The 22,305-nt window shown below is 71.1% G+C and carries 20 protein-coding genes; 11 read left to right on the forward strand and 9 right to left on the reverse strand.

Going from position 1 to position 22,305, the window contains the following annotated elements; translation table 11 throughout:
• The first annotated feature begins 11 nt into the window (after nt 1-11).
• Together Q0Q23_RS08650 and Q0Q23_RS08655 are read left to right on the forward strand one after the other, a co-directional pair.
• Nucleotides 12-983, forward strand: coding sequence for an aldo/keto reductase (locus tag Q0Q23_RS08650; RefSeq protein ID WP_295122135.1), 972 nt, complete (start codon nt 12-14; stop codon nt 981-983).
• Between the two features lie 13 nt (nt 984-996).
• The gene (locus Q0Q23_RS08655) at nt 997-1,857 is read left to right on the forward strand and encodes an aldo/keto reductase (protein ID WP_295122071.1); all 861 of its coding nucleotides are present in this window, start codon (nt 997-999) and stop codon (nt 1,855-1,857) included.
• A gap of 124 nt (nt 1,858-1,981) precedes the next feature.
• Here Q0Q23_RS08655 and Q0Q23_RS08660 read toward each other — a convergent pair whose 3' ends face one another.
• The gene (locus Q0Q23_RS08660; RefSeq protein ID WP_295122073.1) at nt 1,982-2,878 is read right to left on the reverse strand and encodes a LysR family transcriptional regulator; all 897 of its coding nucleotides are present in this window, start codon (nt 2,876-2,878) and stop codon (nt 1,982-1,984) included.
• Between the two features lie 113 nt (nt 2,879-2,991).
• Between Q0Q23_RS08660 and Q0Q23_RS08665 the strand changes: the two genes are divergently transcribed.
• Complete coding sequence (locus tag Q0Q23_RS08665; RefSeq protein WP_295122075.1) at nt 2,992-4,278, forward strand: saccharopine dehydrogenase family protein; 1,287 nt, start codon at nt 2,992-2,994, stop codon at nt 4,276-4,278.
• A gap of 106 nt (nt 4,279-4,384) precedes the next feature.
• Here Q0Q23_RS08665 and Q0Q23_RS08670 read toward each other — a convergent pair whose 3' ends face one another.
• Nucleotides 4,385-4,915 carry a hypothetical protein gene (locus Q0Q23_RS08670; protein ID WP_295122076.1) on the reverse strand — a complete coding sequence of 177 codons (531 nt, stop codon included), beginning with the start codon at nt 4,913-4,915 and terminating at the stop codon, nt 4,385-4,387.
• Nucleotides 4,912-5,367, reverse strand: a complete 456-nt coding sequence (gene panD / locus Q0Q23_RS08675) for an aspartate 1-decarboxylase (protein WP_295122077.1) — start codon at nt 5,365-5,367, stop codon at nt 4,912-4,914. The genes Q0Q23_RS08670 and panD overlap by 4 nt, the downstream gene beginning before the upstream one ends.
• A 75-nt stretch (nt 5,368-5,442) precedes the next feature.
• Here panD and Q0Q23_RS08680 point away from each other — a divergent pair, with 75 nt between their 5' ends.
• Nucleotides 5,443-6,351 carry a hypothetical protein gene (locus Q0Q23_RS08680; RefSeq protein ID WP_295122078.1) on the forward strand — a complete coding sequence of 303 codons (909 nt, stop codon included), beginning with the start codon at nt 5,443-5,445 and terminating at the stop codon, nt 6,349-6,351.
• 14 nt (nt 6,352-6,365) lie between these two features.
• Here Q0Q23_RS08680 and Q0Q23_RS08685 read toward each other — a convergent pair whose 3' ends face one another.
• The 3 genes from Q0Q23_RS08685 to rocD all read right to left on the reverse strand — a co-directional run bounded on the left by Q0Q23_RS08685 (nt 6,366) and on the right by rocD (nt 10,014).
• The gene (locus Q0Q23_RS08685) at nt 6,366-7,028 is read right to left on the reverse strand and encodes an MOSC domain-containing protein (protein ID WP_295122080.1); all 663 of its coding nucleotides are present in this window, start codon (nt 7,026-7,028) and stop codon (nt 6,366-6,368) included.
• A gap of 70 nt (nt 7,029-7,098) precedes the next feature.
• Entirely contained in the window at nt 7,099-8,604 is a 1,506-nt protein-coding gene (locus Q0Q23_RS08690; protein WP_363316248.1) for a peptide MFS transporter, read from the reverse strand.
• Nucleotides 8,605-8,748: 144 nt separating this feature from the next.
• The gene (gene rocD / locus Q0Q23_RS08695; protein WP_295122082.1) at nt 8,749-10,014 is read right to left on the reverse strand and encodes an ornithine--oxo-acid transaminase; all 1,266 of its coding nucleotides are present in this window, start codon (nt 10,012-10,014) and stop codon (nt 8,749-8,751) included.
• Nucleotides 10,015-10,218: 204 nt separating this feature from the next.
• On the opposite strand from rocD, the gene Q0Q23_RS08700 reads away from it, so the two are divergent.
• The 3 genes from Q0Q23_RS08700 to Q0Q23_RS08710 all read left to right on the forward strand — a co-directional run bounded on the left by Q0Q23_RS08700 (nt 10,219) and on the right by Q0Q23_RS08710 (nt 12,967).
• Nucleotides 10,219-10,656 carry an Lrp/AsnC family transcriptional regulator gene (locus Q0Q23_RS08700; RefSeq protein WP_185275485.1) on the forward strand — a complete coding sequence of 146 codons (438 nt, stop codon included), beginning with the start codon at nt 10,219-10,221 and terminating at the stop codon, nt 10,654-10,656.
• Nucleotides 10,657-10,820: 164 nt separating this feature from the next.
• The gene (locus Q0Q23_RS08705) at nt 10,821-11,537 is read left to right on the forward strand and encodes a response regulator transcription factor (RefSeq protein ID WP_295122087.1); all 717 of its coding nucleotides are present in this window, start codon (nt 10,821-10,823) and stop codon (nt 11,535-11,537) included.
• Nucleotides 11,534-12,967, forward strand: coding sequence for a cell wall metabolism sensor histidine kinase WalK (locus Q0Q23_RS08710; protein WP_295122089.1), 1,434 nt, complete (start codon nt 11,534-11,536; stop codon nt 12,965-12,967). The genes Q0Q23_RS08705 and Q0Q23_RS08710 overlap by 4 nt, the downstream gene beginning before the upstream one ends.
• A 64-nt stretch (nt 12,968-13,031) precedes the next feature.
• Here Q0Q23_RS08710 and Q0Q23_RS08715 read toward each other — a convergent pair whose 3' ends face one another.
• Nucleotides 13,032-13,883, reverse strand: a complete 852-nt coding sequence (locus tag Q0Q23_RS08715) for an aldo/keto reductase (protein WP_295122091.1) — start codon at nt 13,881-13,883, stop codon at nt 13,032-13,034.
• Nucleotides 13,884-13,932: 49 nt separating this feature from the next.
• On the opposite strand from Q0Q23_RS08715, the gene Q0Q23_RS08720 reads away from it, so the two are divergent.
• On the forward strand, nt 13,933-14,220 hold the full coding sequence (locus Q0Q23_RS08720; protein ID WP_295122094.1) for a hypothetical protein: 288 nt from the start codon (nt 13,933-13,935) through the stop codon (nt 14,218-14,220).
• A gap of 55 nt (nt 14,221-14,275) precedes the next feature.
• Here Q0Q23_RS08720 and Q0Q23_RS08725 read toward each other — a convergent pair whose 3' ends face one another.
• Nucleotides 14,276-17,977, reverse strand: a complete 3,702-nt coding sequence (locus Q0Q23_RS08725) for a bifunctional proline dehydrogenase/L-glutamate gamma-semialdehyde dehydrogenase (RefSeq protein ID WP_295122096.1) — start codon at nt 17,975-17,977, stop codon at nt 14,276-14,278.
• A 153-nt stretch (nt 17,978-18,130) separates the two neighbouring features.
• Between Q0Q23_RS08725 and Q0Q23_RS08730 the strand changes: the two genes are divergently transcribed.
• From Q0Q23_RS08730 to Q0Q23_RS08740, 3 genes are all read left to right on the forward strand, one after another.
• A complete protein-coding gene (locus tag Q0Q23_RS08730) occupies nt 18,131-19,072 on the forward strand; it encodes a LysR substrate-binding domain-containing protein (protein WP_363316249.1) in 942 nt (313 codons plus the stop codon).
• Nucleotides 19,073-19,075: 3 nt separating this feature from the next.
• The gene (locus Q0Q23_RS08735; protein ID WP_295122098.1) at nt 19,076-20,665 is read left to right on the forward strand and encodes an NAD(P)/FAD-dependent oxidoreductase; all 1,590 of its coding nucleotides are present in this window, start codon (nt 19,076-19,078) and stop codon (nt 20,663-20,665) included.
• A gap of 95 nt (nt 20,666-20,760) precedes the next feature.
• Nucleotides 20,761-21,315 carry an SRPBCC domain-containing protein gene (locus tag Q0Q23_RS08740; RefSeq protein ID WP_295122100.1) on the forward strand — a complete coding sequence of 185 codons (555 nt, stop codon included), beginning with the start codon at nt 20,761-20,763 and terminating at the stop codon, nt 21,313-21,315.
• A 17-nt stretch (nt 21,316-21,332) separates the two neighbouring features.
• Here Q0Q23_RS08740 and Q0Q23_RS08745 read toward each other — a convergent pair whose 3' ends face one another.
• Nucleotides 21,333-22,286: a DNA-3-methyladenine glycosylase gene (locus tag Q0Q23_RS08745; protein WP_295122102.1), complete on the reverse strand. Its 954-nt coding sequence runs from the start codon at nt 22,284-22,286 to the stop codon at nt 21,333-21,335.
• Nucleotides 22,287-22,305 lie beyond the last annotated feature (19 nt).

The following is a 22,305-nucleotide window of genomic DNA, read 5'->3' on the forward strand; positions in this document are numbered from 1 at the left end:
CCATGACAGACATGCAGTACACGCACCTGGGCCGTTCCGGCCTGTCGGTGTCGCGGCTGGTGCTCGGCACGATGAACTTCGGGCCCGAGACCACGCCGGAGGACTCCTTCGAGATCATGAATGCCGCCCACGCAGCCGGCATCAACTACTTCGACACCGCCAACGTCTACGGGCGCAGCAAGGGTCGGGGCGCGACCGAGACGATCATCGGCGACTGGTTCGCCCGGGGCGACGGCCGACGCGAGCGCACCGTGCTGGCCACCAAGCTCTACGGCGCCATGGGCGACTGGCCCAACGAGGGCAAGCTGTCGGCGCTCAACATCCGGCGGGCGCTCGACGCCAGCCTGAAGCGGCTGCGGACCGACTACATCGACATCTACCAGTTCCACCACGTGGACAGGGACACGCCGTGGGATGAGATCTGGCAGGCCGTCGAGGTCGCGGTCGCCCAGGGCAAGATCCTCTACGCCGGTTCGAGCAACTTCGCGGGCTGGCACATCGCGACGGCGCAGGCCGAGGCACGCAGGCGCGACTTCCTCGGACTCGTCAGCGAGCAGTCGATCTACAACCTCCTCACCCGTCAGGTCGAGCTCGAGGTGCTGCCCGCCGCCCAGGCGAACGGGGTCGGCGTCATCGCCTGGTCGCCGCTGCACGGCGGCCTGCTCGGCGGTGTGATCCGCAAGCAGAACGAGGGCCGACGCCGCCTGGAGGGCCGCGCAGCCGACACCCTGGCCACGCACCGCGACGCGATCGAGGCGTACGAGTCGTTCGCCGACGAGCTCGGCCACGAGCCGGGAGACATCGCCCTCGCCTGGCTGCTCTCGCGACCGGGCGTGACCGGTCCGATCATCGGGCCGCGCACGCGCGAGCAGCTGGAGGCCGGCATCCGCGCCCTCGACGTCCACCTGGACGACGCCGCGCTCGCCCGTCTCGACGAGATCTTCCCCGGGCACAAGACCGCGCCCGAGGACTACGCCTGGTAACGAGAGGACAGCAGTGAAGCAACGCACTATCGGCGACGTCGAGGTCTCGGCCATCGGACTGGGCGGCATGCCCATGTCGATCGAGGGCCGGCCCGACCGCAAACGTTCCATCGACACCCTGCACGCCGCGCTGGACGCGGGCGTGACCCTGCTCGACACCGCGGACGCCTACCACCTCCACGCCGACGAGGTCGGCCACAACGAGGAGCTCTTCGCCGAGGCCCTGCGAACCTGGAGCGGCGACGCCTCCACGGTGCTGGTCGCGACGAAGGGCGGCCATCTGCGCCCGGGTGACGGCAGCTGGACGCTGAACGGCCGTCCCGACTACATCAAGGAGGCCGCCAAGGCCTCCCTCGCCCGCCTCGGCGGCGATGCGCTCGGTCTGTACCAGTTCCACCGGCCCGACCCCGAGGTGCCGTACCCGGATTCGGTCGGCGCGATCCGCGACCTCCTCGACGAGGGCGTCATCCGGCTAGCCGGGATCTCGAACGCGAACCCGGAGCAGATCCGGCAGGCGCAGGAGATCCTGGGCGGGCGCCTGGCGTCGGTGCAGAATCAGTTCTCGCCGGCGTTCCGCTCCAGCGAGCCGGAGCTGCGGCTCGCCGACGAGCTCGGTATCGCCTTCCTGCCCTGGAGCCCGCTCGGCGGCATCAGCAACGCCGGCGAGCTGGGCGACCGGTTCGCCCCGTTCGCGGAGGTCGCCTCTGCGCGCGGGATCAGCCCGCAGGTGGTCGCGCTCGCGTGGCACCTCGCGCAGAGCCCGCATGTGATCCCGATCCCCGGATCGTCACGACCGGAGACCATCCTGGACTCGATCACCGCCGTAGATGTCGAGCTCACCCCCGACGAGCTCGCCCGCCTCGACGCCGCCTGATCCTGCCCGCGCTGCGCCCGGTCTCCGCCCGTTCCCCGCCCGTTCCCCGGTGAGGGGTCTCCGAAGGGCGCCCAAACGCCCCTAAAACGCAGTTTTAGGGGCGTTTGCGCGCCCCTCGATCGGCTCAGGCCGGCTGTGCCTGGGTCGGCGCCTCGACGCGCGCGAGCTGGCGCAGGAACGCGGCGGCCGCCGGGCTGGGCTCCTCCGAGACGGCCACCGCGACCGTCCACTCCGGCACGTCGCCGCTGAGCGCGACGGCCCGCAGCTGGTCGGGTCGCTTGCGGGCGAAGCTCTGCGGTACGACCGCGACGCCGAGGTTGTAGCCCACGAGGTCGAGCAGCGGGTGCACGTCGTTGACCTCCATCGCCGCACGGTAGTCGAAGCCGGCGGCGGCGAACGCCCGCCTGGCCAGGGCCTGGGCGCCCCACCCCTCCTGGAACCCGACGAGCGGTTCGCCGCGCAGGGCGTCGATGGGGATGCTCTCCTGCGACGCGAAGCGGTGCTCCGGGTGGCAGAGCACCAGCAGCTGTTGCGTGCTCAGGGCGCGCAGCCGCACGCCGCTCGGCGCGTGTCCGGTGTCGACGACCACGGCGACGTCGGCGCGCCCGCCGGCGACCGCCTCCACCAGCTCCTCCGAACCGGAGTACCGCAGGCGCACTTCGACTCCCGGGTTCGCCGTGCGGAACGCGGCGAGCTCGGCGGGCAGGTCGACGGAGCCGAGGCACGGCTCTGCTCCGATGGTGAGCCGCCCACGCAGCAGCCCGCGCACCGCGGCGACCGCGTTGCGCGCTGCGGCCGCGCTCGCGAGCGTGCGCACCGAGTCGGCGAGCAGCGCTTGGCCGGCCGTCGTCAGCTCGACCCGGCGCGTGCTGCGGATGAAGAGGGAGGTGCCCAGCTCCTGCTCGAGCGACCGGATGGAGGCCGAGAGGCCCGACTGCGAGATCTGCAGCAACTCGGCCGCGCGTGTGAAGTGCCGTTCTTCGGCGACGGTGACGAAGTGCTCGAGCTGACGAAGTTCCATTCAGCAAGGATACTGGTCAATCCGTCCAGCATCATCGACGCGGGCGGATGCGGACGGGGCACCGGCGCACGGAGGCTTCCCGCCCCGCGCCCCGACCGAGCACAATGAGCACCATGCGCATCCTGCTGATCGGCGCCGGTGGCGTCGGAAACGCCATCGCGAAGATCGCCGCCCGCCGCTCGTTCTACGAGGCGTTCGTCGTCAGCGACTACGACCGGGCCAGGGCGGAGGCGACGGTCGAGTGGATCCGGGCACGGCACGGCGACCGCGTCGCCTCCCGCTTCACCGCGACCCGCATCGACGCCTCCGACCCCAGCTCGGTCGCCGCCGTCGCGCGCGAGCACCGCACCACCCACGTCATGAACGCCGTCGAGCCCAAATTCGTCGAGTCCATCTTCGCCGGCGCGCTGTCGGCGGGAGCCGACTACCTCGACATGGCCATGAGCCTGTCGCACCCGCATCCCACCGACCCGTACAGCCGGCCCGGCATCAAGCTCGGCGACGCGCAGTTCGCAGAGAACCAGCGGTGGGAGGCCGCCGGCCGGCTCGCCCTGGTCGGCATGGGGGTCGAGCCCGGCCTTTCCGATGTCTTCGCGCGCTACGCCGCCGACGAGCTGTTCTCGGAGATCGACGAGCTCGGCACCCGCGACGGCGCCAACCTGGTGGTGCGCGACGACGACGGCAACGAGATCTTCGCGCCGTCCTTCAGCATCTGGACGACCATCGAGGAGTGCCTCAACCCTCCGGTCATCTTCGACAAGTCGCGGGTCGGCGAGGAGGACGGCGGCTGGTACACGACGCCGCCGTTCAGCGAGCCGGAGGTCTTCGACTTCCCCGACGGCATCGGCCCGGTCGAGTGCGTGAACGTCGAGCACGAGGAGGTCCTCCTCATGCCCCGGTGGCTGGACGCCGAACGCGTCACCTTCAAGTACGGCCTCGGCGAGGAGTTCATCGGCGTGCTGCGCACCCTGCACCTCCTCGGGCTCGACTCGACCGTCCCGATCAGGGTGCGTTCGGCGGCCGGCCCGGTGGAGGTCGCCCCGCGCGACGTGGTCGCGGCGGCGCTCCCCGACCCGGCCGCCATCGGCCCGCGCATGACCGGCAAGACCTGCGCGGGCGTCTGGGTCACCGGCACCGGGAAGGACGGGCTCCCGCGGAGCGTCTACCTGTACCACGTCAGCGACAACGAGTGGACGATGCGCGAGTACGACGCCCAGTGCGTGGTCTGGCAGACCGCCCTCAACCCGGTGATCGCCCTGGAACTGCTCGCGCACGGCACCTGGACCGGTTCCGGCGTGCGCGGCCCGGAGGCCTTCCCTGCCCGGCCGTTCCTGGAGCTCATGGAGCGCCCGGAGTCCGAGGGCGGTTACGGCCAACCGTGGGGTCTCCGCGAGCCGTGAGCCGCGCGTCCGCCGTCCAAGCGGCGCAAACTCCGGGTTGGAACATGCACACGGGCGATTTCGCGCCGCCTCGGCGGATCGCGCGCCCATGGTCCGATCCTTCCAGCTACAGCCGCAGCACGCTCGGCCGCGGCAGGCCGAGGTCTTCGAGGAGGTCGCCGAGCATGCGGTCGAGCTCGTAGCCGGCCTGCGTGATCTTGTTGTTGCCGAAGTTCCGCAGCGGCGCGCTCGGCTGGTCGGCGCTCAGAACCGTCCTGCCCTCCCCGGCCGCGTGCAACTCGACGCGGAACGGCGTGTAGAGCGCGGTCCCCGCGTCGTGCCGGAACATCCGCGCGGCCGTCGCGTAGTCGCCGATCAGGTAGCCGACGCTCGGGAGGTCGACGCCGCCCGCCCGCATGACGGCGGTCGGGTCGCCGCTCCAGAACCGCACCAGCCGGTGCGAGCCCGGCCCGGCGAGCGAGCGCGTGAGGGTCGACCAGTCGGCGCCGGAGCCCAGCAGGCTGCGAAGCAGGTCGGTGTCGAGCTCGGGGACCTCCGCCTCGAACGCGGCGCGCAGGGTCGCGAACGGCACCTCGGCCTCCAGCTCGATGCGGGTCCCGTCGATCGGGTGCAGGCGCTCGGTGGCGCGGTAGGTCACGCGGCCCCGCCGGCCGGCCCGGACAGGTCGACGCCCGACGACGCCACGGCGAACGGGGGCGTGCGCGTCTCCTCGTCGAGCGCCTCGGCCGGGTCGGTGCCGATCTCCACGATGCGGTTCGCCGCGTCCACGTGGACCACCGTCGGCACGAACCCACGCGCCTCCGCGTCGTCGAGCTGCGCGTAGGAGATGACGATGATCGTGTCGCCGACCTCGGCCAAGTGCGCCGCCGCGCCGTTGACGCCCATGACCCCGCTGCCGCGCTCGCCCGCGATCAGGTAGGTCTCGAGCCGGGAGCCGTTGGTGACGTCGACGACCGCGACCTGTTCGCCGGGAAGGAGGTCGGCGGCCTCCATCAGGTCGAGGTCGACGGTGAGCGAGCCGACGTAGTGGAGGTCGGCGTGGGTGACCGTGGCGCGGTGGATCTTGGACTTGAACATGGTGCGGAGCACGGCCGTTCCTTTCGTCGTCTCGCTCCATTCTCCCGCGCGTTCGGAGGCCCCCGGCCCGGCACGGGAGAATGGAGCGTGCACAACCTCGGACTCCTCTTCGATGTCGACGGCCCCATCGCCAGCCCCGTCACGCGGACGATCGCCATCCGCAGCATCGTCACCGACCTCGTGGCGATGACCGCCGCCGGCGTGCCGATCGCGTTCATCACCGGCCGCTCCGGCGATTTCATCCGCAACCAGGTCGTCACCCCGCTGTGCGACGCCGGCCTCGGCGATGCCCTCGCTTCGCACGGCGCGCGGATGTTCGGTGTGTTCGAGAAGGGCGGCGCCTGGGCGCCGATCACGGGCGACGGGATGGGCGAGGTCGCCGTCGATGCGTCGGTCGCCCTGCCGGCTGCCGCGGTCGACGGCATCCGGCGCCTGGTCAGGGATCGCTTCGCCGACACGATGTTCTTCGACGAGACGAAGCGGGCGATGATCTCGGTCGAGCAGCGCACCGATGTCGATTCCGAGACCTACGCCGAGTCGCAGGCGCTGTTCCAGGATGCCGCCTTCGACCTGCTGACCGGCATGGGCCTCGGCCTCCGCTACGGCGACCGGGTCGCCGCCGACGACGAGGGCGAGGTGCCGTTCCGCATCGATCCGACGATCATCTCCACCGACATCGAGTCCGTCCTCCTCGACAAAGACCGCGGTGCCCAACGCGCGTTCGACTACTTCGCCGCACGCGGTCCGCTCCCGAACCGCTGGCGCTCTGTCGGCGACTCCCGCAGCGACTACAAGATGGCCGACTTCGTGCACGCCTCCGGCCGCGAAGTGGCGCATGTGGACGTGCGCCCGGCCGACGGAGTGCTCGACCGCCCGTACGAGGTGATCACGATCGGCGACGCCGTCCACGACACCGCGGGTGCCGCGTTCCTTGCGCATTGGAGGCGGGAGCTGGGGCTGGACGAGGCAGGGAACCTGCCCGACGGGAACGCCTGACGTCCGCTTCCCGTTCAGACCGCCCGGCCGCGCACCTTCGCGATCGACTCGGTCATCTCGCGGTGGAGCTCGAGCCGGCCGTCCGCCTCGGCGGCGAGGAGGGCGTCCGCCTGATCGCGGTCGGCTCCGGAGAACCACGACGCGATCGTGACGCCGTGCCCCGGCCGGCGCACGACCTCCACCGCGTCGCCGGCAGCCACCGTGCCGGTGTGCACGACGGCGAGATAGGCGCCGACGCGGCCGGCCTCGGTGAAGCGCCGCACCCACTGCGGCTCACGCATCCGTCGCTGGAAGGTGGCGCACGGCGTGCGCGGACAGGTGACCTCCACGACGAGGGAGTCGCCGATGCGCCAGCGCTCGCCGATCTCGGCGCCGTCGACGTCGAGCCCGGCTGTGCGGAGGTTCTCGCCGAACAGGCCGGGCGGGATGGGCCTCCCGAGCTGGTCGGCCCAGTACGCTGCCGCTTCGTCGGCGTACGCGTAGAGCGCCTTGCCGACGCCGCCGTGGTGCTTCCGGTCGGCCTGCACGTCGCCGTAGAGGCCGAGGGTGCGCACCTTCAGCCGCGGTTCGACCGGCTGCTTGTCGATCGCGGTCACGCCGACGTTGCCGGAATCGGGCCGCAGTCGCGCCACCCGGCAGACGGCGAGGATGCGTGCGGTGCTGTCCAGCGGTGCCATGCCCTCCAGTATGGCAAGCCCCGCATGACACGTCCCGGCCGGCACGTCCCCACCGGCTGCTTCGCGACCGCTATCGCACCCCGCGCATCATCCGCAGCACCCAGGGACTCAGCAGAGCGAGGGCGAGGCCGATCACCACGGCGACCGCGCCGATCACGCCGAAGTAGATGCCCTCGGTCGCCGGCGAGTACAGCTTCGCCAGCTGCCCGGACATCGCCGTCCCCAGCGCGACCGACAGGAAGTACAGCGCCACCACCTGCGCCTGGAAGGCGTGCGGCGCCAGCTTGGTCGACGCCGAGAGCCCGACCGGCGAGATCAGCAGTTCGGCGACCGTGAACACCAGCAGGATGCCGACCATCGCCAGCAGCGGGGTGCTGTTCTTGCCACCGCCCGCCCAGAACAGGAACAGGAAGAACGCCAGACCCATCACGACCGTCCCCGCAGCGAACTTCAGCGGGGTCGACGGCTGCCGGTCGCCCCATTTCGTCCAGATCGCGGCGAAGACACCCGAGAGGATGATGATGAAGATCGGGTTGATCGACTGCACCCATGAGACCGGGAACACCCAGCCGAACAGGTTGCGGTCGAGCCGCTCGTCGGAGTAGATCGTGACGACCGTGAACTGCTGCTGGTACAGCGACCAGAAGGCCGCATTCGTGATGAACAGCGGGATGAAGGCGATGATCCGGCTGCGCTCCTCCGCACTCAGCAGTCGCGAGCTGAGGATGACGATGAAGTAGGCGATCGCGGCCGCGATCGTGACGCCGATCACCCACAGCGCCAGGTTGATCGCGTTGATCACGCCCGTGAGCACGAGCGCGACGATCACGATGATCCCGCCGACGCCGATCCCGATGGCGAGCGGATAGCGGGAGCTCGGGAGCGGGTTGGGCACTTCGCGTGACCGGTCGGGGAGGCGCTTGCGGCCGACCGAGTACTGGATGAGGCCGATCGCCATTCCGACGGCGGCGAGCCCGAAGCCCCAGTGGAAGCCGAGCGTGGACTGCAGCAGTCCGGTCAGCAACGGCCCGAAGAACGCGCCCAGGTTGATCCCGAGGTAGAAGAGCGAGAACCCGGCGTCGCGCCGGGAGTCGTGCTCGTCGTACAGCGTGCCGACGATGCGGGTGGCGTTCGCCTTGAGTCCACCGCTGCCGATCGCGACGAGCAGCAGACCGACGATGACCCCGGCGAAGCTCGGCAGCAGGGCGAGCGAGATGTGACCGGCCATGATCACCACGGCGCTCCAGAACAGCACGCGCTCCGACCCGAAGAGGCGGTCGGCCAGCCACGCCCCGAGGATGGTCGACAGGTACACGGCCCCGCCGTACGCGCCGACGATGCCGGCCGCGGTCGCCTGGTCGACTCCCAGGCCGCCCTTCTCGGCCGAGTAGTAGAGGTAGATGAGCAGGATGCCCTGCATCCCGTAGAACGAGAAGCGCTCCCACATCTCCACGCCGAAGATGTTGGCGAGCGAGCGCGGCTGCCCGAAGAAGCCGTGGCTCCCGCCGCTCGAGGTCGCCGCGTCCGCCGTGCGGGTCCGCCCTTCCGGTCCGTTGCTGCTGCCCGTGTCGGTCATGCCGCCCATGCTCCCACCGCGGGCGGCCGAGGTGAACGCCCTCTCGCGCTTCACGGCGATCGTGGAATCTGCGGCCGCCTGGGAGGGCGCGGGGCGCGGAGGGCGCGAGCCGCGGAGGGCGCGAGCCGACGAGCCCACCGCTCGTCAGGATCGGGCGCCGAGGTCGACCAGCACCGCCTCCACCTGTTCGACCGCCCAGTCGAGGTCGGCGGGCTCCGTCACGATCGGCGGCGCCAGGCGGATGGTCGAACCGTGGGTGTCCTTGGCGAGCACTCCCCGCTCCAGGAGGATCTCGCAGACCTCCCGGCCGGTGGCGAGCGTGGGGTCGATGTCGACACCCACCCAGAGGCCCGCGCCGCGCACCTGCAGCACGCCGCGACCGACGAGCCGCTCGAGGTCGGCGCGCAACCGACGGCCCAGCAGCTCGGCGCGCTCCTGGGGCTCGCCCGTCGCCAGCAGGGCGACGACGGCCCGGCCGACGGCCGCCGCGAGCGGATTGCCGCCGAACGTCGAACCGTGCTCGCCCGGACGCAGCACTCCCAGCACGTCCCGATCGCCGACCACCGCCGACACCGGCACGATTCCGCCGCCGAGCGCTTTGCCAAGCAGGTACAGGTCGGGTACGACACCGACGAGATCGCACGCGAAGGTCGAGCCCGTCCTCCCCAGGCCCGATTGGATCTCGTCCGCGATCAGGAGCACCCGGCGCTCGTCGCACAGGGCACGAAGCGCGGGGAGGAACTGCGGAGGCGGCACGACGATCCCGGCCTCGCCCTGGATCGGTTCGACGAGCACCGCGACGGTGTCGTCGTCGATCGCGGCGGCCACTGCGGCGGCATCCCCGTAGGGCACCGTGCGGAAGCCCGGCGTGTAGGGGCCGAACCCTTCACGTGCGTCCGGGTCGTCGGAGAAGCTCACGATGGTGGTGGTGCGCCCGTGGAAGTTGCCCGCCATGACGATGATGTTCGCGCGTCCGTCGGCGACGCCTTTCGTGCGGTAGCCCCAGGCCCGCGCGACCTTGATGGCCGACTCGACGGCCTCCGCACCGGTGTTCATCGGAAGCACCAGGTCTTTGCCGGCCAGGGCGGCGAGTTCGGCGACGAATGGGCCGAGCTGATCGTTGTGGAAGGCGCGGCTCGTCAGCGTGATGCGTTCGAGCTGTGCGCGGGCGGCATCGAGCAGCACCGGGTTGGAGTGACCGAAGTTCACGGCGGAGTAGGCCGCGAGGCAGTCCAGGTAGCGCCGGCCGTCGATGTCGGTGACCCAGGCCCCCAGCCCCTCCGCGATCACGACGGGGAGCGGATGGTAGTTGTGTGCCGTGTGGGCGTCCTCCAGCGCGATGGCTTCCGCCTGCCGCTCCGTCGGCGCAGGGGTCGACGGGTGGAGGCGGTGGGCGACGGTCTCGGACATGACGACAGTGTCACACACGATTGTCGGCGATTGACTGCGTCTCAGCGCAAGGAATCGGCGCACGGAGGCAGCTCGCGCAGGTCTGTTGCGCTGCGGCGGCGGCCGAGCTCGGCAGGCCGACACCGACGCGTATCCCTTGCGCGAGTGCGCACGATACTCGCGTAATCTTCACCTTCGCGCAACGATCCACCGTATGCTTGCGCCGTGGACAACCTCGATCGCAGCATCCTCGACCTGCTCCGCCAGAACGCGCGCGCCGGCTACGGCGACATCGGCGGCGTCGTCGGCCTGTCGGCCTCCGCCGTCAAGCGCCGGGTGGACAAGCTGGTCGCCGACGGCGTGATCCGTGGCTTCACCATCCAGGTCGACCCCGCGATCGACGGCATGAGCACCGAGGCGTACGTGGAGCTGTTCTGCCGCGGCACCGTCTCCCCGGAGGAGCTGCTGCGCATCCTCTCCGCCGTTCCGGAGGTCGTGGACGCCGGGACCGTCACCGGCAGCGCCGACGCGATCGTCCACATCCGATCGCGCGACATCCCGAGCCTGGAGGCCGCGCTCGAGAAGGTGCGGTTGGCGCCGAACGTCGATCACACCCGCAGTGCCATCGTGCTGTCGCGGCTGATCAACCGCGGCAACAGCTGATCGGTCGGCACGCTCGGCCAGGCGGCGCGACCCCCACGCCTGAGCCTGCTCAGGTCGGCGATCGAGCAAACCTGACGGTCGTTCTGCGAGAACATTCAGCGGACGCTCAGCGTCGGTGGCCGTGATCCGAGCACGGACACGGCGATCAGTGGCACGATGGGCGCATGAAGCTTCTCGTTGTCGAAGACGATCCGGACATGGGAGGCCTCGTCGAGCGCGGCCTGGCCGCTGAAGGCTACGACGTCACCCTGGTGACCAACGGTGTCGATGCCCTCATCGCCCTCCGCGGCGACACCTTCTCCGCGGCCGCGATCGACGTGATGCTGCCCGGGATGAGCGGGTTCGAGCTGTGCCGGCACATCCGCGAGGCCAACAACCCGATGCCGATCCTCCTCCTGACGGCGCGCGACGCGATCGAGGACCGCGTCCACGGCCTCGACTCCGGTGCCGACGACTACCTGACCAAGCCGTTCGCGTTCGCCGAGCTCGCCGCGCGGGTCCGGGCACTGCTGCGTCGCGAGCCGAGCGGGATGCGGCCGCAGGTGAGCGTCGGCCGGCTCACGATCGACTCGCACGAGCACCAGGCGTTGGTGTCGGGCCATGAGATGCCGCTCAGCCGCCGCGAGTTCACCCTGCTCCGGCTGTTCGCGACGAACCCCGACAAGACACTGTCGCGCTCCGACATCCTCGAGTCCGTGTGGGGCACGACCGACAACATCGGGACGAACGTCATCGATCAGTACGTGTCGTATCTCCGCAAGAAGCTGGACCTCGCCGGCGCCGGTCTCTCGATCGTGACCGAGCGCGGCCGCGGTTACCGGCTCGACGCCAAGAACGCGCTCGACTCGAAGCAGCCGTCGGCGGAGGCCCCGGCGCCGTGACCTGGCTGCGGCGCCTGTCGATCACCGCGCGCATCACGATCGGCAGCCTCGTCGTCGCCACGCTCTTCGGCCTCGTCGCGGTGGTCGTCATCCGGGTGGGGGTGGCCTCCATCCTCCACAACGCCACCAACACGCTGCTGACGAACGACGTCACCGCTCCGGCGGCGTCCGTCGAGGCGAATCCGACCGGACCCTTCGACTTGCCCGGCGGCGGGCAGGAACTGGCCGTCGTCGACGCCAACGGCGAGATTCTGGCTTCGACGCTCCCCGAGTCGCTGGAGGACCGCATCCCCCGACTCCTCGCTCTCGGCGATTCTCCCGCCACGATCGAGGCGAACGGCAACACCTACGACGTCCTGGTGCGCAGTGTGGCGACGACGGCGGGCGAGATGCACGTGATCGCCGCCCGCAACGACGAGACGACCTCGCTGATCCTCGACCGGCTCACACTGGCACTCCTGGTCGGCGCTCTGGTCCTGATCCTGGGGTTCGGCGCCGCCTCATGGCTGCTGGCCCGCACGGCGCTGCGCCCGGTGAGCAGGATGCGTGAGCAGGCCGACCGCATCGCCGGCGGCGAGCGCAGCGGCTCGGGCGACGATCCGCAGGGCCTGCTCACGGTGGGCCCGGCGCAGGACGAACTGTCGGAACTGGCCACGACGCTGAACGACTTGATCCGCAGGCTGCGCGCCTCGGCTGATCGCGAGCGCCAGATGGTGTCGGATGCCAGTCACGAGCTCCGGACGCCGCTGGCCGTCCTCCGCGGCCAGCTCGAGCTGGCCGAACTCGACGCCGGCGACGCGGACGCGCTGCTCGACGACATCCGTTCGTCGCATTCGACCGCGCTGCGGCTCGGGCAGCTGGCGAACAACCTCCTCGAGCTGTCGCGCATCGAGGCGGGACCGACGAGCGGTCGCATCGATTGGCGCACCCTTGTCGACGAGCTCACCGACGCGATCGACCGGGCGCGGCTGCTGGTCAGCAGCGACGACGACGCCCGCCCGATCTCGGTCGACTTCGATTACGACCCGAGGCGCCGGCCGGACGCGGACGCCAGGGTCGCCCTCTCACCGACGGACTTCGGACGCATCCTGGACAATCTCCTGGGCAACGCGATCACCGCGATCCGCGGCCGGGCGGCTGGTCCCGGGTCTGAGGACGTGGTGAGCGCCTCCCTGAACGTCGAGTCGCACGCGGTGGTGCTCACCGTCCACGATTCGGGGCCGGGGATGCCGGAGGAGTTCATCCCGGTGGCTTTGGACCGCTTCACCCGCGCCGACGGTGCCCGGACGTCCACCTCGGGCGGCAGTGGCGGGCTCGGCCTGGCGATCGTGGCGGCGCTGGCCGGCGCGGCGGGAGGCTCGGTGCAGCTCGCGAACGCGCCGAGCGGCGGCCTCGTCGTCACCGTTCGGCTGCCGCTGGTGCGCGCGTAGGAGCTCCCCGTCGTCGGGCGCTCGATCGCGGGGTCGCTCGATCGAGGCACGCCCGGTGAAGGCCTCAGTGCCCTGTGCGGTCGGAGTCGACGCCGGCGTCGGGACCCTCGTCGAGGCCGTCGAGCGCCGCGAGGTCGTCGGCGTCGAGCTCGAAGTCGAAGACCGCCAGGTTCTCGGCCATCCGCTGCGGGTTGCGCGACTTGGGGATGGCGACGAGCCCGTTCTGCACGTGCCAGCGGAGCACGATCTGCCCGGCGGTGCGTCCGTGCTTCTCGGCGAGCGCCGCGAGCACCGGGGAGGCGAGCAGGTCGCCCGTACCGCCGATCGGGCTCCACGATTCGGTCACGATCCCGTGCTCGGCGTCGTAGGCGCGCTGCTCGCGTCGCGTGATGGCGGGGCTGAGCTGGATCTGGTTGACCGCGGGCGCCACACCGGTCTCCGAGAGGAGGCGATCGATGTGCGCGGGCTTGAAGTTGGAGACCCCGATGGCGCGGGCTTTGCCGCTCTGCTGCAGGGCGATGAAGGTCTGCCAGGTCGAGAGGTACAGGTCGCGCGCGGGCAGCGGCCAGTGGATGAGGAGCAGGTCGACGTACTCGAGCCCGAGTCTCCGGAGGCTGGCGTCGAGCCCGGCGATCGCGCGGTCGTCGCCCTGGTAGCCGCCGTCGAGCTTGGTGGTCACGAACCAGTCCTCCCGTGCCACGCCGCTGGCCTGGAGGCCGCGGCCGACGCCGGTTTCGTTGCCGTACTTGGCGGCGGTGTCCACGTGCCGGTACCCGACCTCGGCCGCCGCGACGATGGCGCGCTCGACCTCGGCGTCGTCGAGCGGCCACGTTCCGAGTCCGAGCTGCGGGATGCTGCCGCCGGTGTTCAGAGCGATCGCGGGTACGGCGGCGGAGACGGACGGATTCTCGGTCATGCGTCTCAGCGTACGCCCGGGTAAGGTGGCGTTCGTCGGAAGGAGTGCCGTGACCGCGACCCCGCCCGTTTCACCTGAGCCGGACCCGGATGGCTCGTCCGACCCGGATCTCCCGTCCGACCCGGATCAGGTCGCCCTCGCCGTGGAGTCCGCGATCGAGAGCGAGGATCTCGTTGCGCTCCGCCGCCTCGCCGACGCCGGCCGTGGCGATGCCGAGGACGCCCTGGTCGAGCTGGCCGCCGAACGCGGCGACCTGGACGAGCTCCGCCGCCTCGCTGCCGCAGGCAACGCCGACGCCGCCGATGAGCTCCTCGAATTGGAGGAAGAGGAGGAGTGACGGGCGACCCGCTCGGCGCCGGCCCGCTCGGCGCCGGCCCGCTCGGCTCCGGTCTCTAGATCACCCCCTCCGACAGCCGCGTCGGGTTGCCGAAGCGGTGATTGGTGATGGAGATCGCCTGCTCGTGGAGGAACGGCAGCACCTCGATCCGCCCGGACGCCGTGACCGGCCCGCTGTAGACGGCGACGTCGGGGCTTCCACCCAGGGCCGCAGCGAGCGCCGCCGGGTCACCGCCGATGAGGCGGATGCGATGCGCCGCGATCCGGCGGGCGCGCACCCGTGAGAGCCAGTGCGCGTCGCTCTCGACGACGACCTCCACCTCTCTCGTCTTGAGCACCTGTTGGGTGGCTCGTGGGAGGGCGATGCTCGTGCTCACCGTGAACGGCGAGCGCGCGACGGTTGCGGCGGCCAGCACGCGCAGCAGTTCAGGCAATCCGCTCCCTTCCGACAGCCGGATCGCGACGGGCACGGGCCGGTACCGGAGGATGTTCCGCTCGACGCCCAGGCCGGAGACGTCTTTGGCCTGGTGGTATTCGGTGGCGACGGCGATCGCGTCGCTGAGGGCGGACCGGCGAACCAGGTCGAAGGCCGGGTAGTCCATCGCGGACTGCCCCGATTCGATGAGTTCGGTGACCCGCGGTTCGAGGCCGCGCAGGTGCAGGCTGGAACTCGACGTACCCGTCTCCGCCTCCCACGATCCCAGGCCGATCAGGTAGTTGGGCCCCCCTGCCTTGGTGCCGGCGCCGACGGAGGACCGCTTCCAGCCGCCGAACGGCTGCCGACGCACGATGGCGCCGGTGATGCCGCGGTTCACGTAGAGGTTGCCCGCCTCGACGGTGTCGATCCAGTGCGCCAGCTCGTCGGAGTCGAGGGAGTGCAACCCGGCGGTGAGCCCGTATTCGATCGCGTTCTGGTACCGGATCGCGTCGTCCAGCGTCCGGGCGGTCATGATGCCGAGCACCGGGCCGAAGAACTCGGTGAGATGGAAGTACGACCCCGGCTGCACGCCGGTGCGGATGCCGGGCGACCAGAGCCGGCCGCTGTCGTCGAGGCGCCGCGGCTGCACCAGCCACTCCTCGTCGGCGCCGAGCGTCGTCAGGGCGTGGAGCAGTTTGCCCGACGCCGGCTCGATGAGCGGACCCATCTGCGTGACCGGATCGCTGGGGTAACCGACGCGGAGGCTCTTCGTGGCGTCGACGAGCTGGTTGCGGAACCGCTCCGAACGGGCGGCGGACCCGACGAGGATGACGAGGCTGGCTGCCGAGCACTTCTGCCCGGCATGGCCGAACGCGCTCTTCACGATGTCGGCGACGGCGAGATCGTAATCGGCGCTCGGCGTGACGATGATCGCGTTCTTGCCGCTGGTCTCGGCCAGCAGCGGCAGGTCGGGCCGCCACGAGCGGAACAGTTTGGCCGTCTCGTACGACCCGGTGAGGATCACCCGGTCGACGCGCGGGTCGGCGACCAGTTGCTGCCCGAGCTCGTTCTCGGCGACGTCGATGAGCGCCAGGGTGTCCTGCGGGATGCCGGCCTCCCACAGCGCCTCGACCATGACGGCCGCAGCTCGACGCGCCTGCGGCGCCGGCTTGATGATGACTCCGCTGCCCGCGGCGAGCGCCGCGAGCACTCCCCCGGCCGGGATGGCGACGGGGAAGTTCCAGGGCGGGGTGACCACGGTCAGCGCAGAGGGCACGAACCGGGCGCCCTGTACGACATCGAGTTCACGCGTGAGGGTCGCGTAGTAGTGAGCGAAGTCCACCGCCTCGCTCACCTCGGGGTCGGCCTCCGCGATGGTCTTTCCGGTCTCGGCCGCCATGACCTCGATCAGGCGGTCGCGATTGGCCTCCAGAGCGTGCCCCGCCCGGTCGAGGAGCACAGCGCGCTCGGTGCCGCTGCGTGCGCCCCAGGCCCGGCCGGACGTGCGCACAGCGGCGATGACCCGGTCGAGGTGACCTGCATCGACCACTCGGGCGTCCGCGATCGTGCGGATACCCAGCTCGCTCGACAGCGATCGCGCGAGGATGCGGCGACCCCAGCCGCGGTTCGCCGCGAGCGACGGGTCGGTGTCCGCTGTGTTGCGGAAACCGGTCGTCGCCGAAGCGGCCGCCGACGCGGGCACCGTGGGCACAGCAGGCGTCGCTCCCGTCGCCGAGGGCTCGAGCGCACTACCGCCCGATCCGCGGCTCAGCCCGAGCACGACACTCGTCAGACCCTCCGCGGGTGCCGGATCGGCGGCGGCGGGCGGGCGCAGGAACGACTCGGCGCTCTCCTGCTCCCACTCCCGCGAGCGGTCCTGCCGGCGGTTGGGCAGCGGCGCGGCGCCGTATGGCAGCTCGTCGGCCTCGAGTTCGGCGATCGACGCGAGGAAGCGGTCGCGCTCCCGGTCGAAGAGCGCGGGGTCGGAGCCGAGCTCGAACACCGCCGACATGAAGTTCTCCTGGCTGGCGTTCTCTTCGAGCCGCCGGATGAGGTAGGAGATCGCGACGTCGAACTCCGCCGGGTCGACGACCGGTGTGTAGAGCAGCAGCCGCCCCACCGTGCGCTTCACGGCCTCCGCCTGCGCGGTGGCCATTCCCAGCAGCATCTCGAAGTCGATCCGGCCGGTCACGCCGCGGTGCGTGGCGAGCAGCCACGCGTAGGCCACATCGAACAGGTTGTGGCCGGCGACGCCGATCTTCACGGCGTCCGTGTGCTCGGGGGTGAGCGCCCAGTCCAGGACGCGCTTGTAGTTGGCGTCGGTCGCCTGCTTGCCGGCGTAGGTGGCGAGCGGCCAGTCGTGCAGCGCAGCGTCCACCCGCTCCATCGCCAGGTTCGCGCCCTTGACGACGCGCACCTTGATCGGGGCTCCGCCCTGGATACGGCGCTGTGCAGCCCACTCCGTCAGCCGCTGGAGCGCGTCGAGCGCGTCGGGCAGGTAGGCCTGCAGCACGATTCCGGCCTCCAGGCCGAGCAGCTGCGGACGGCCCAGGATGCGCTCGAAGACCGCGATCGTCAGGTCGAGGTCCCGGTACTCCTCCATGTCGAGGTTGATGAACTTCGGCGTCGGCGACGACGCCGCGAGCTCGTACAGCGGCACGAGTCGGTCCACGACCCGATCGACCGTCTCGTCGAACGACCACATCGAGAGCTGGGACGCTATCGACGAGACTTTGATGGAGACGTAGTCGACGTCGTCGCGGGCGAGGAGGGCGCGCGTGCCGTCGAGTCGCCGGGCGGCCTCGGTCTCGCCGAGCACGGCCTCCCCGAGCAGGTTGAGGTTGAGTCGTGCGCCGTGTCCGGCGGGATCGCTCGGAGTGCGGAGGTGCGCGAGCGCCGGGCCGAGCTTCTCGGGCGTCGCATCGACGACGAGGTGACCGACCATGCTGCGCAGCACGCGCCGGGCGATCGGGATGACCACCCAGGGCAGCACCGGGCCGAACACGCCGCCGAGCCAGATGGCCGCACGCATGTACCACGGGAGGAACGCCGGGATCTTCTTGGCCACGCGCTGGAGGTTGTAGCCGGCCACGAAGAGATCCTGGGGGCGCGCGACGCCGTCGACGAACCCGACCGCGAAGTCGAGGCCGTCCGGGTCGCGCAGCACGCCGGCGAGTCGTTCGGCGGCGGGGTCGCGCGGTGCTCGATCACCGCTGTCGCCGCGCGCGCCGGCAGCGCCGCCACTCGCAGCGTCCTGACTCTCGGCCAGCCAGCGCCGCACGAGCGCGACCGCCTCCTGGGCAAGCACCGCGGGCCGCACCTCGTCCGTGTGTTCAACCATGTCCACGACTGTATTCCTCGCTCCTGGGGCGACACGGGACCACTCCCGATCGGTGGAGAAGTCACAGCCACCGACACCTGTGGATACATTCTCGATGCGCGTTAGCATCAGCAATAGCGAACGTTTCCGAACGATAACGTTCACCTCAACCGAATGGTCGTCATGCTCGACATCCGCAAGCTCCGGCTGCTCCACGAACTGAGGATCCGTGGCACCGTCGCGGCGGTGGCGGCAGCCCTGTCGTACAGTCCGTCGTCCGTCTCGCAGCAGCTCGCCGCGCTCGAGCGCGAGACGGGAGCCGTCCTCCTGGTCAAGTCGGGACGACGCCTCCAGTTCACCCCGCAGGGCGAACTCCTCGCCCAGCGGGCCGCGCACCTGCTCGACGCGCTCGAAGCCGCCGAGTCCGACATCGCCGGGTCGAGCGCCGACGTCGCCGGCATCGTCCGGGTGGCGGTGTTCCAGTCCGCCGCGCACGCGATCCTCCCCGGCGCCATCGCCGCGCTGGCACGCGACTACCCGGCGTTGCGGGTGGAGGTCGCCGAGCGCGAGCCGGAACAGGGGCTCTTCGAGGTGTCCGCCCGCGACGTCGACCTGGCCGTCGCCGAGCAGTACCCCGGCAGCACGCGACCGTTGCGCGCCGACCTCGATCGGGCCGAGCTCGCCGCCGACGGCATCCACTTGGCGGTCTCGGCCGATCCGGGCGCCCGCGTGCGAGCGGCCGAGCTCTCGAGCGCGGCCGACCTCCCGTGGGTGCTGGAGCCTGTCGGCACGGTCTCGCGCACCTGGGCGGTGCAGCTCTGCCGTGCTGCGGGATTCGAACCGGACGTCCGCTTCGAGACGGCCGACCTCGTGACGCACATCCGGCTCATCGCGTCGGGCAATGCCGTCGGCCTGCTCCCCGGCCTGGTCTGGGCCGGCGGGCGACCGGAGGTCGACCTGCTGCCGCTCCCCGGCGCCCCGCGCCGGACGATCTTCACCTCGGCGCGGCGGGCCGCCGCGTCGAGCCCCGGGGTGGTCGCCGTTCGCGCCGCACTCATCGCCGCGGTGCCGCCCGAGCACGTCCCGTCCGGGCCGCACCCGTCACGTAGGCTCTGACCCATGACCGACCCCGCAGCCTCTCCCGCAGCCGCGTCGCACGATGTCGTGATCGTCGGCGGCGGGCACAACGGCCTCACCGCCGCCGCCTATCTCGCCCAGGCCGGGCGGAGCGTCATCCTGCTCGAGCGCCTCGACGATGTCGGCGGCGCTGCCGTGAGCGCGCAAGCATTCCCCGGGGTGGAGGCTCGCCTCTCCCGCTACTCGTACCTCGTCAGCCTCCTGCCGCAGCGGATCATCGACGAGCTCGGCCTCGACATCCGGCTGGCCCGGCGGCGCTATTCCTCGTACACGCCCGTCCCCGGCGACCCGGAGGGCGCCGGCCTGCTCATCGACAACACCGACGCCGAGGCCACGGCGGCTTCCTTCGCGCGCATCGGAGCGGCCGACGACGCCGAGGCGTTCGCCCGTTTCTACGAGTCGACGGTGGCCGTCGCGCGGGCGCTGTGGCCGACCGTCACCGAGCCGCTGCTCACACGCAGCGAGGCCAAGGCGCTCGTCGGCGACGACGCGGTGTGGGATGCCCTCATCGAGCAGCCCATCGGCGGCTTCATCGAGTCGCGCCTCCAGAGCGATCTGGTGCGAGGGGTCGCGGCGACCGACGCGCTCATCGGCACCTTCGCCAGCGTCTCCGATCCCGACCTCGCGCAGAACCGGTGCTTCCTCTACCACGTCATCGGACAGGGCACCGGCGAGTGGGACGTCCCGGTCGGCGGGATGGGATCGGTCACCGGCGAGCTCGCCCGCGTCGCCCGCGAGGCCGGCGCCCGCATCGTGACCGGGGCGGAGGTCACCTCGATACGTCCTGACGGTTCGGTGTCGTACACGCGCAACGGCCACGAGCGGCGGGTGGAGGGACGGCACGTGCTCGTGAACGTCGCCCCCGACGTGCTCGATTCGCTGCTGGGCGAGCAGGCCGACCCGCCGCGCGCTCGCGCCGAGGGCGCCCAGGTCAAGGTCAATCTGCTCCTGAAGCGCCTTCCCCGCCTGCGCGACGCCTCCGTCGCTCCGGAGGCCGCCTTCGGCGGGACGTTCCACATCAACGAGACCTACACCCAGCTGGAGGCGGCCCACGCCGGCATGCTCCGCGGGGTGATGCCCGAACTGCTCCCCTGCGAGATCTACTGCCACACGCTGGCCGACCCCAGCATCCTCGACCCCGACTTGGCCGAGAGCGGCGCCCAGACCATCACCGTCTTCGGCCTGCACACTCCCGACAGGTGGCTGACCGACGACAACAACGATGCGACCAGGCAACGCTTGCAGGACGCGGTGCTCGCCTCGCTGAACTCGGTGCTCGCCGAGCCGGTCGAGAGCCTGCTGCTCACCGACGCCGACGGCAATCCGTGCATCGAGACCAAGACCACGCGCGACCTCGAGCACGCGCTCAACATGCCGGGAGGCAACATCTTCCACGGCCCTCTGTCGTGGCCCTTCGCCGAGGACGGCGACCCGCTCGCGAGTCCCGCGGAGCGCTGGGGCGTGGCCACCCGCCACGAGCGCATCCTGCTGTGCGGCTCCGGCGCGCGCAGGGGCGGCGCGGTGAGCGGTCTCGGCGGGCACAACGCCGCGATGGCCGTCCTGGAGGAGTGAGAGGACTCACACACGACACCCAGGCGCGACCCCCTGCCTTAATCCGGTGCGGGTGGTTATGGTGAGGACAGGAGGGGCTCTCGAGGGAGGTCACCATGCTGCCGCAGCCGACAGGACGACTGGTTCGTAAGGAAGACGGGGTCTATGTGGTCCTCGACCGCATCTTCAAGGCCCCGATCGAGGAGGTGTGGTCGTACTTCGCGAGATCCCCGCGCCTCGCGCTCTGGATCGGTGAGTACACCGGAACGGGTTCGACCGGCGCCGTCAAGTTCCGGATGAACGCCGAAGGCGACGACGCGGAGTGGCAGAACGTCGCGGTCCTGCTCTGCGAATCGCCGCACCGGCTCCACGTCGATGTCGGCAAGGCCCCGGACTCCCTGGTGATGTTCGTCCATCTCACGGAGGCGAGCGGTCACACGACCGTCACCTTCGGTCAGCGCCTGCGCTCGATCGCCGGCTCGGCCGACTACTGCATCGGCTGGGACTACTACCTCGACCGGCTCGTCGCCGCACACGATGGAAAGCCGATGCCGGCCTGGGACGACTATTACCCGTCGATGCGCGAGCACTACGAGACGTTGTGCCGCGAGCTCGACCACGACCTTCGCCTGGAGCACGCGAGCGCGCAGCGCGACGGCACGACCGGCTGATCCGCCCATGCCCGCGCTCAGTGCCAGCGGTGATCCTGGAGGGTGATCCGCGGTCCGCGGCGCTGGAAGCGGAAGCCGCTCGCCAGGATCAGCCGCACCACCCGCTGACGGTGACCCCGCCACGGCTCGAGCAGTTCCAGCATCCCGTCGTCGTCGACCCGTGAGCCGGTGAGCGCCTCGCCGACCTGGTGGGCGAGGTGGTAGTCGCCGACACTGACCAGGTCGGGGTGGGCGTGTGAGCGCTGCAGCGTCTCGGCCGCCGTCCATGGCCCGACTCCGGGGATGGTCCGCATCGCCGTCTCCGCCTCGTCGAGCCCCGACGCGGCGCCGATCGCGCGCTCGAGGGACGGCGCGACTGCGAGCACGGCCTGGATCGCGCGCGCCCGACGCGGGTCGACGCCGGCCCGGTGCCACTCCCACGACGGGATGCCGCGCCACTGCTCGAGCGTCGGCACCACCCGCATCCCGTCCGGCGCGGGTCCGGGGGCCGGCTCGCCGTACCAGCGCAGAAGCCGCGCCCACGACCGGTAGGCCTCCAGGCTCGTCACGCGCTGTTCGATGATCGCCGGGAGGAGGGCCTCGAGGACGAGGCCGGTGCGGGTGAGACGGAGTCCGGGGTTGCGGTGCAGGCTGGCGCGCAGCAGGGGGTGCGATCGCACATCGAGGCCGGACCAGTCGTCGCCTTCGCCGAGCAGCCCCGGCACGGCGTGGATGGCCCACTCTGCGCCGGCGCCCCAGGCGGCGGCTCGCACGCTCCCGTCGGCCGAGGGCCGGAGGATCCTGAGCGTCGCAGGGCCTTCCGGGGTGCGCCAGGTGCGCCAGAGGCCGTGCAGGTCCCACGTCGTGGTCGGGTCGTACGGTCCGCGGCCGAGCTGGCCGACCGTCCCGGGCAGGTCGAGCCCTCCCGCCGGACGGTAGACCGTCTCCACGGCGCGCCCGGAGCGGGCGTCGGCGGGGAGGACGGCGGTCATGAACCGCATGCTACGTCAC

This window comes from uncultured Leifsonia sp. (assembly GCF_945957465.1).
In the GTDB taxonomy this organism is placed as follows: domain Bacteria; phylum Actinomycetota; class Actinomycetes; order Actinomycetales; family Microbacteriaceae; genus Leifsonia.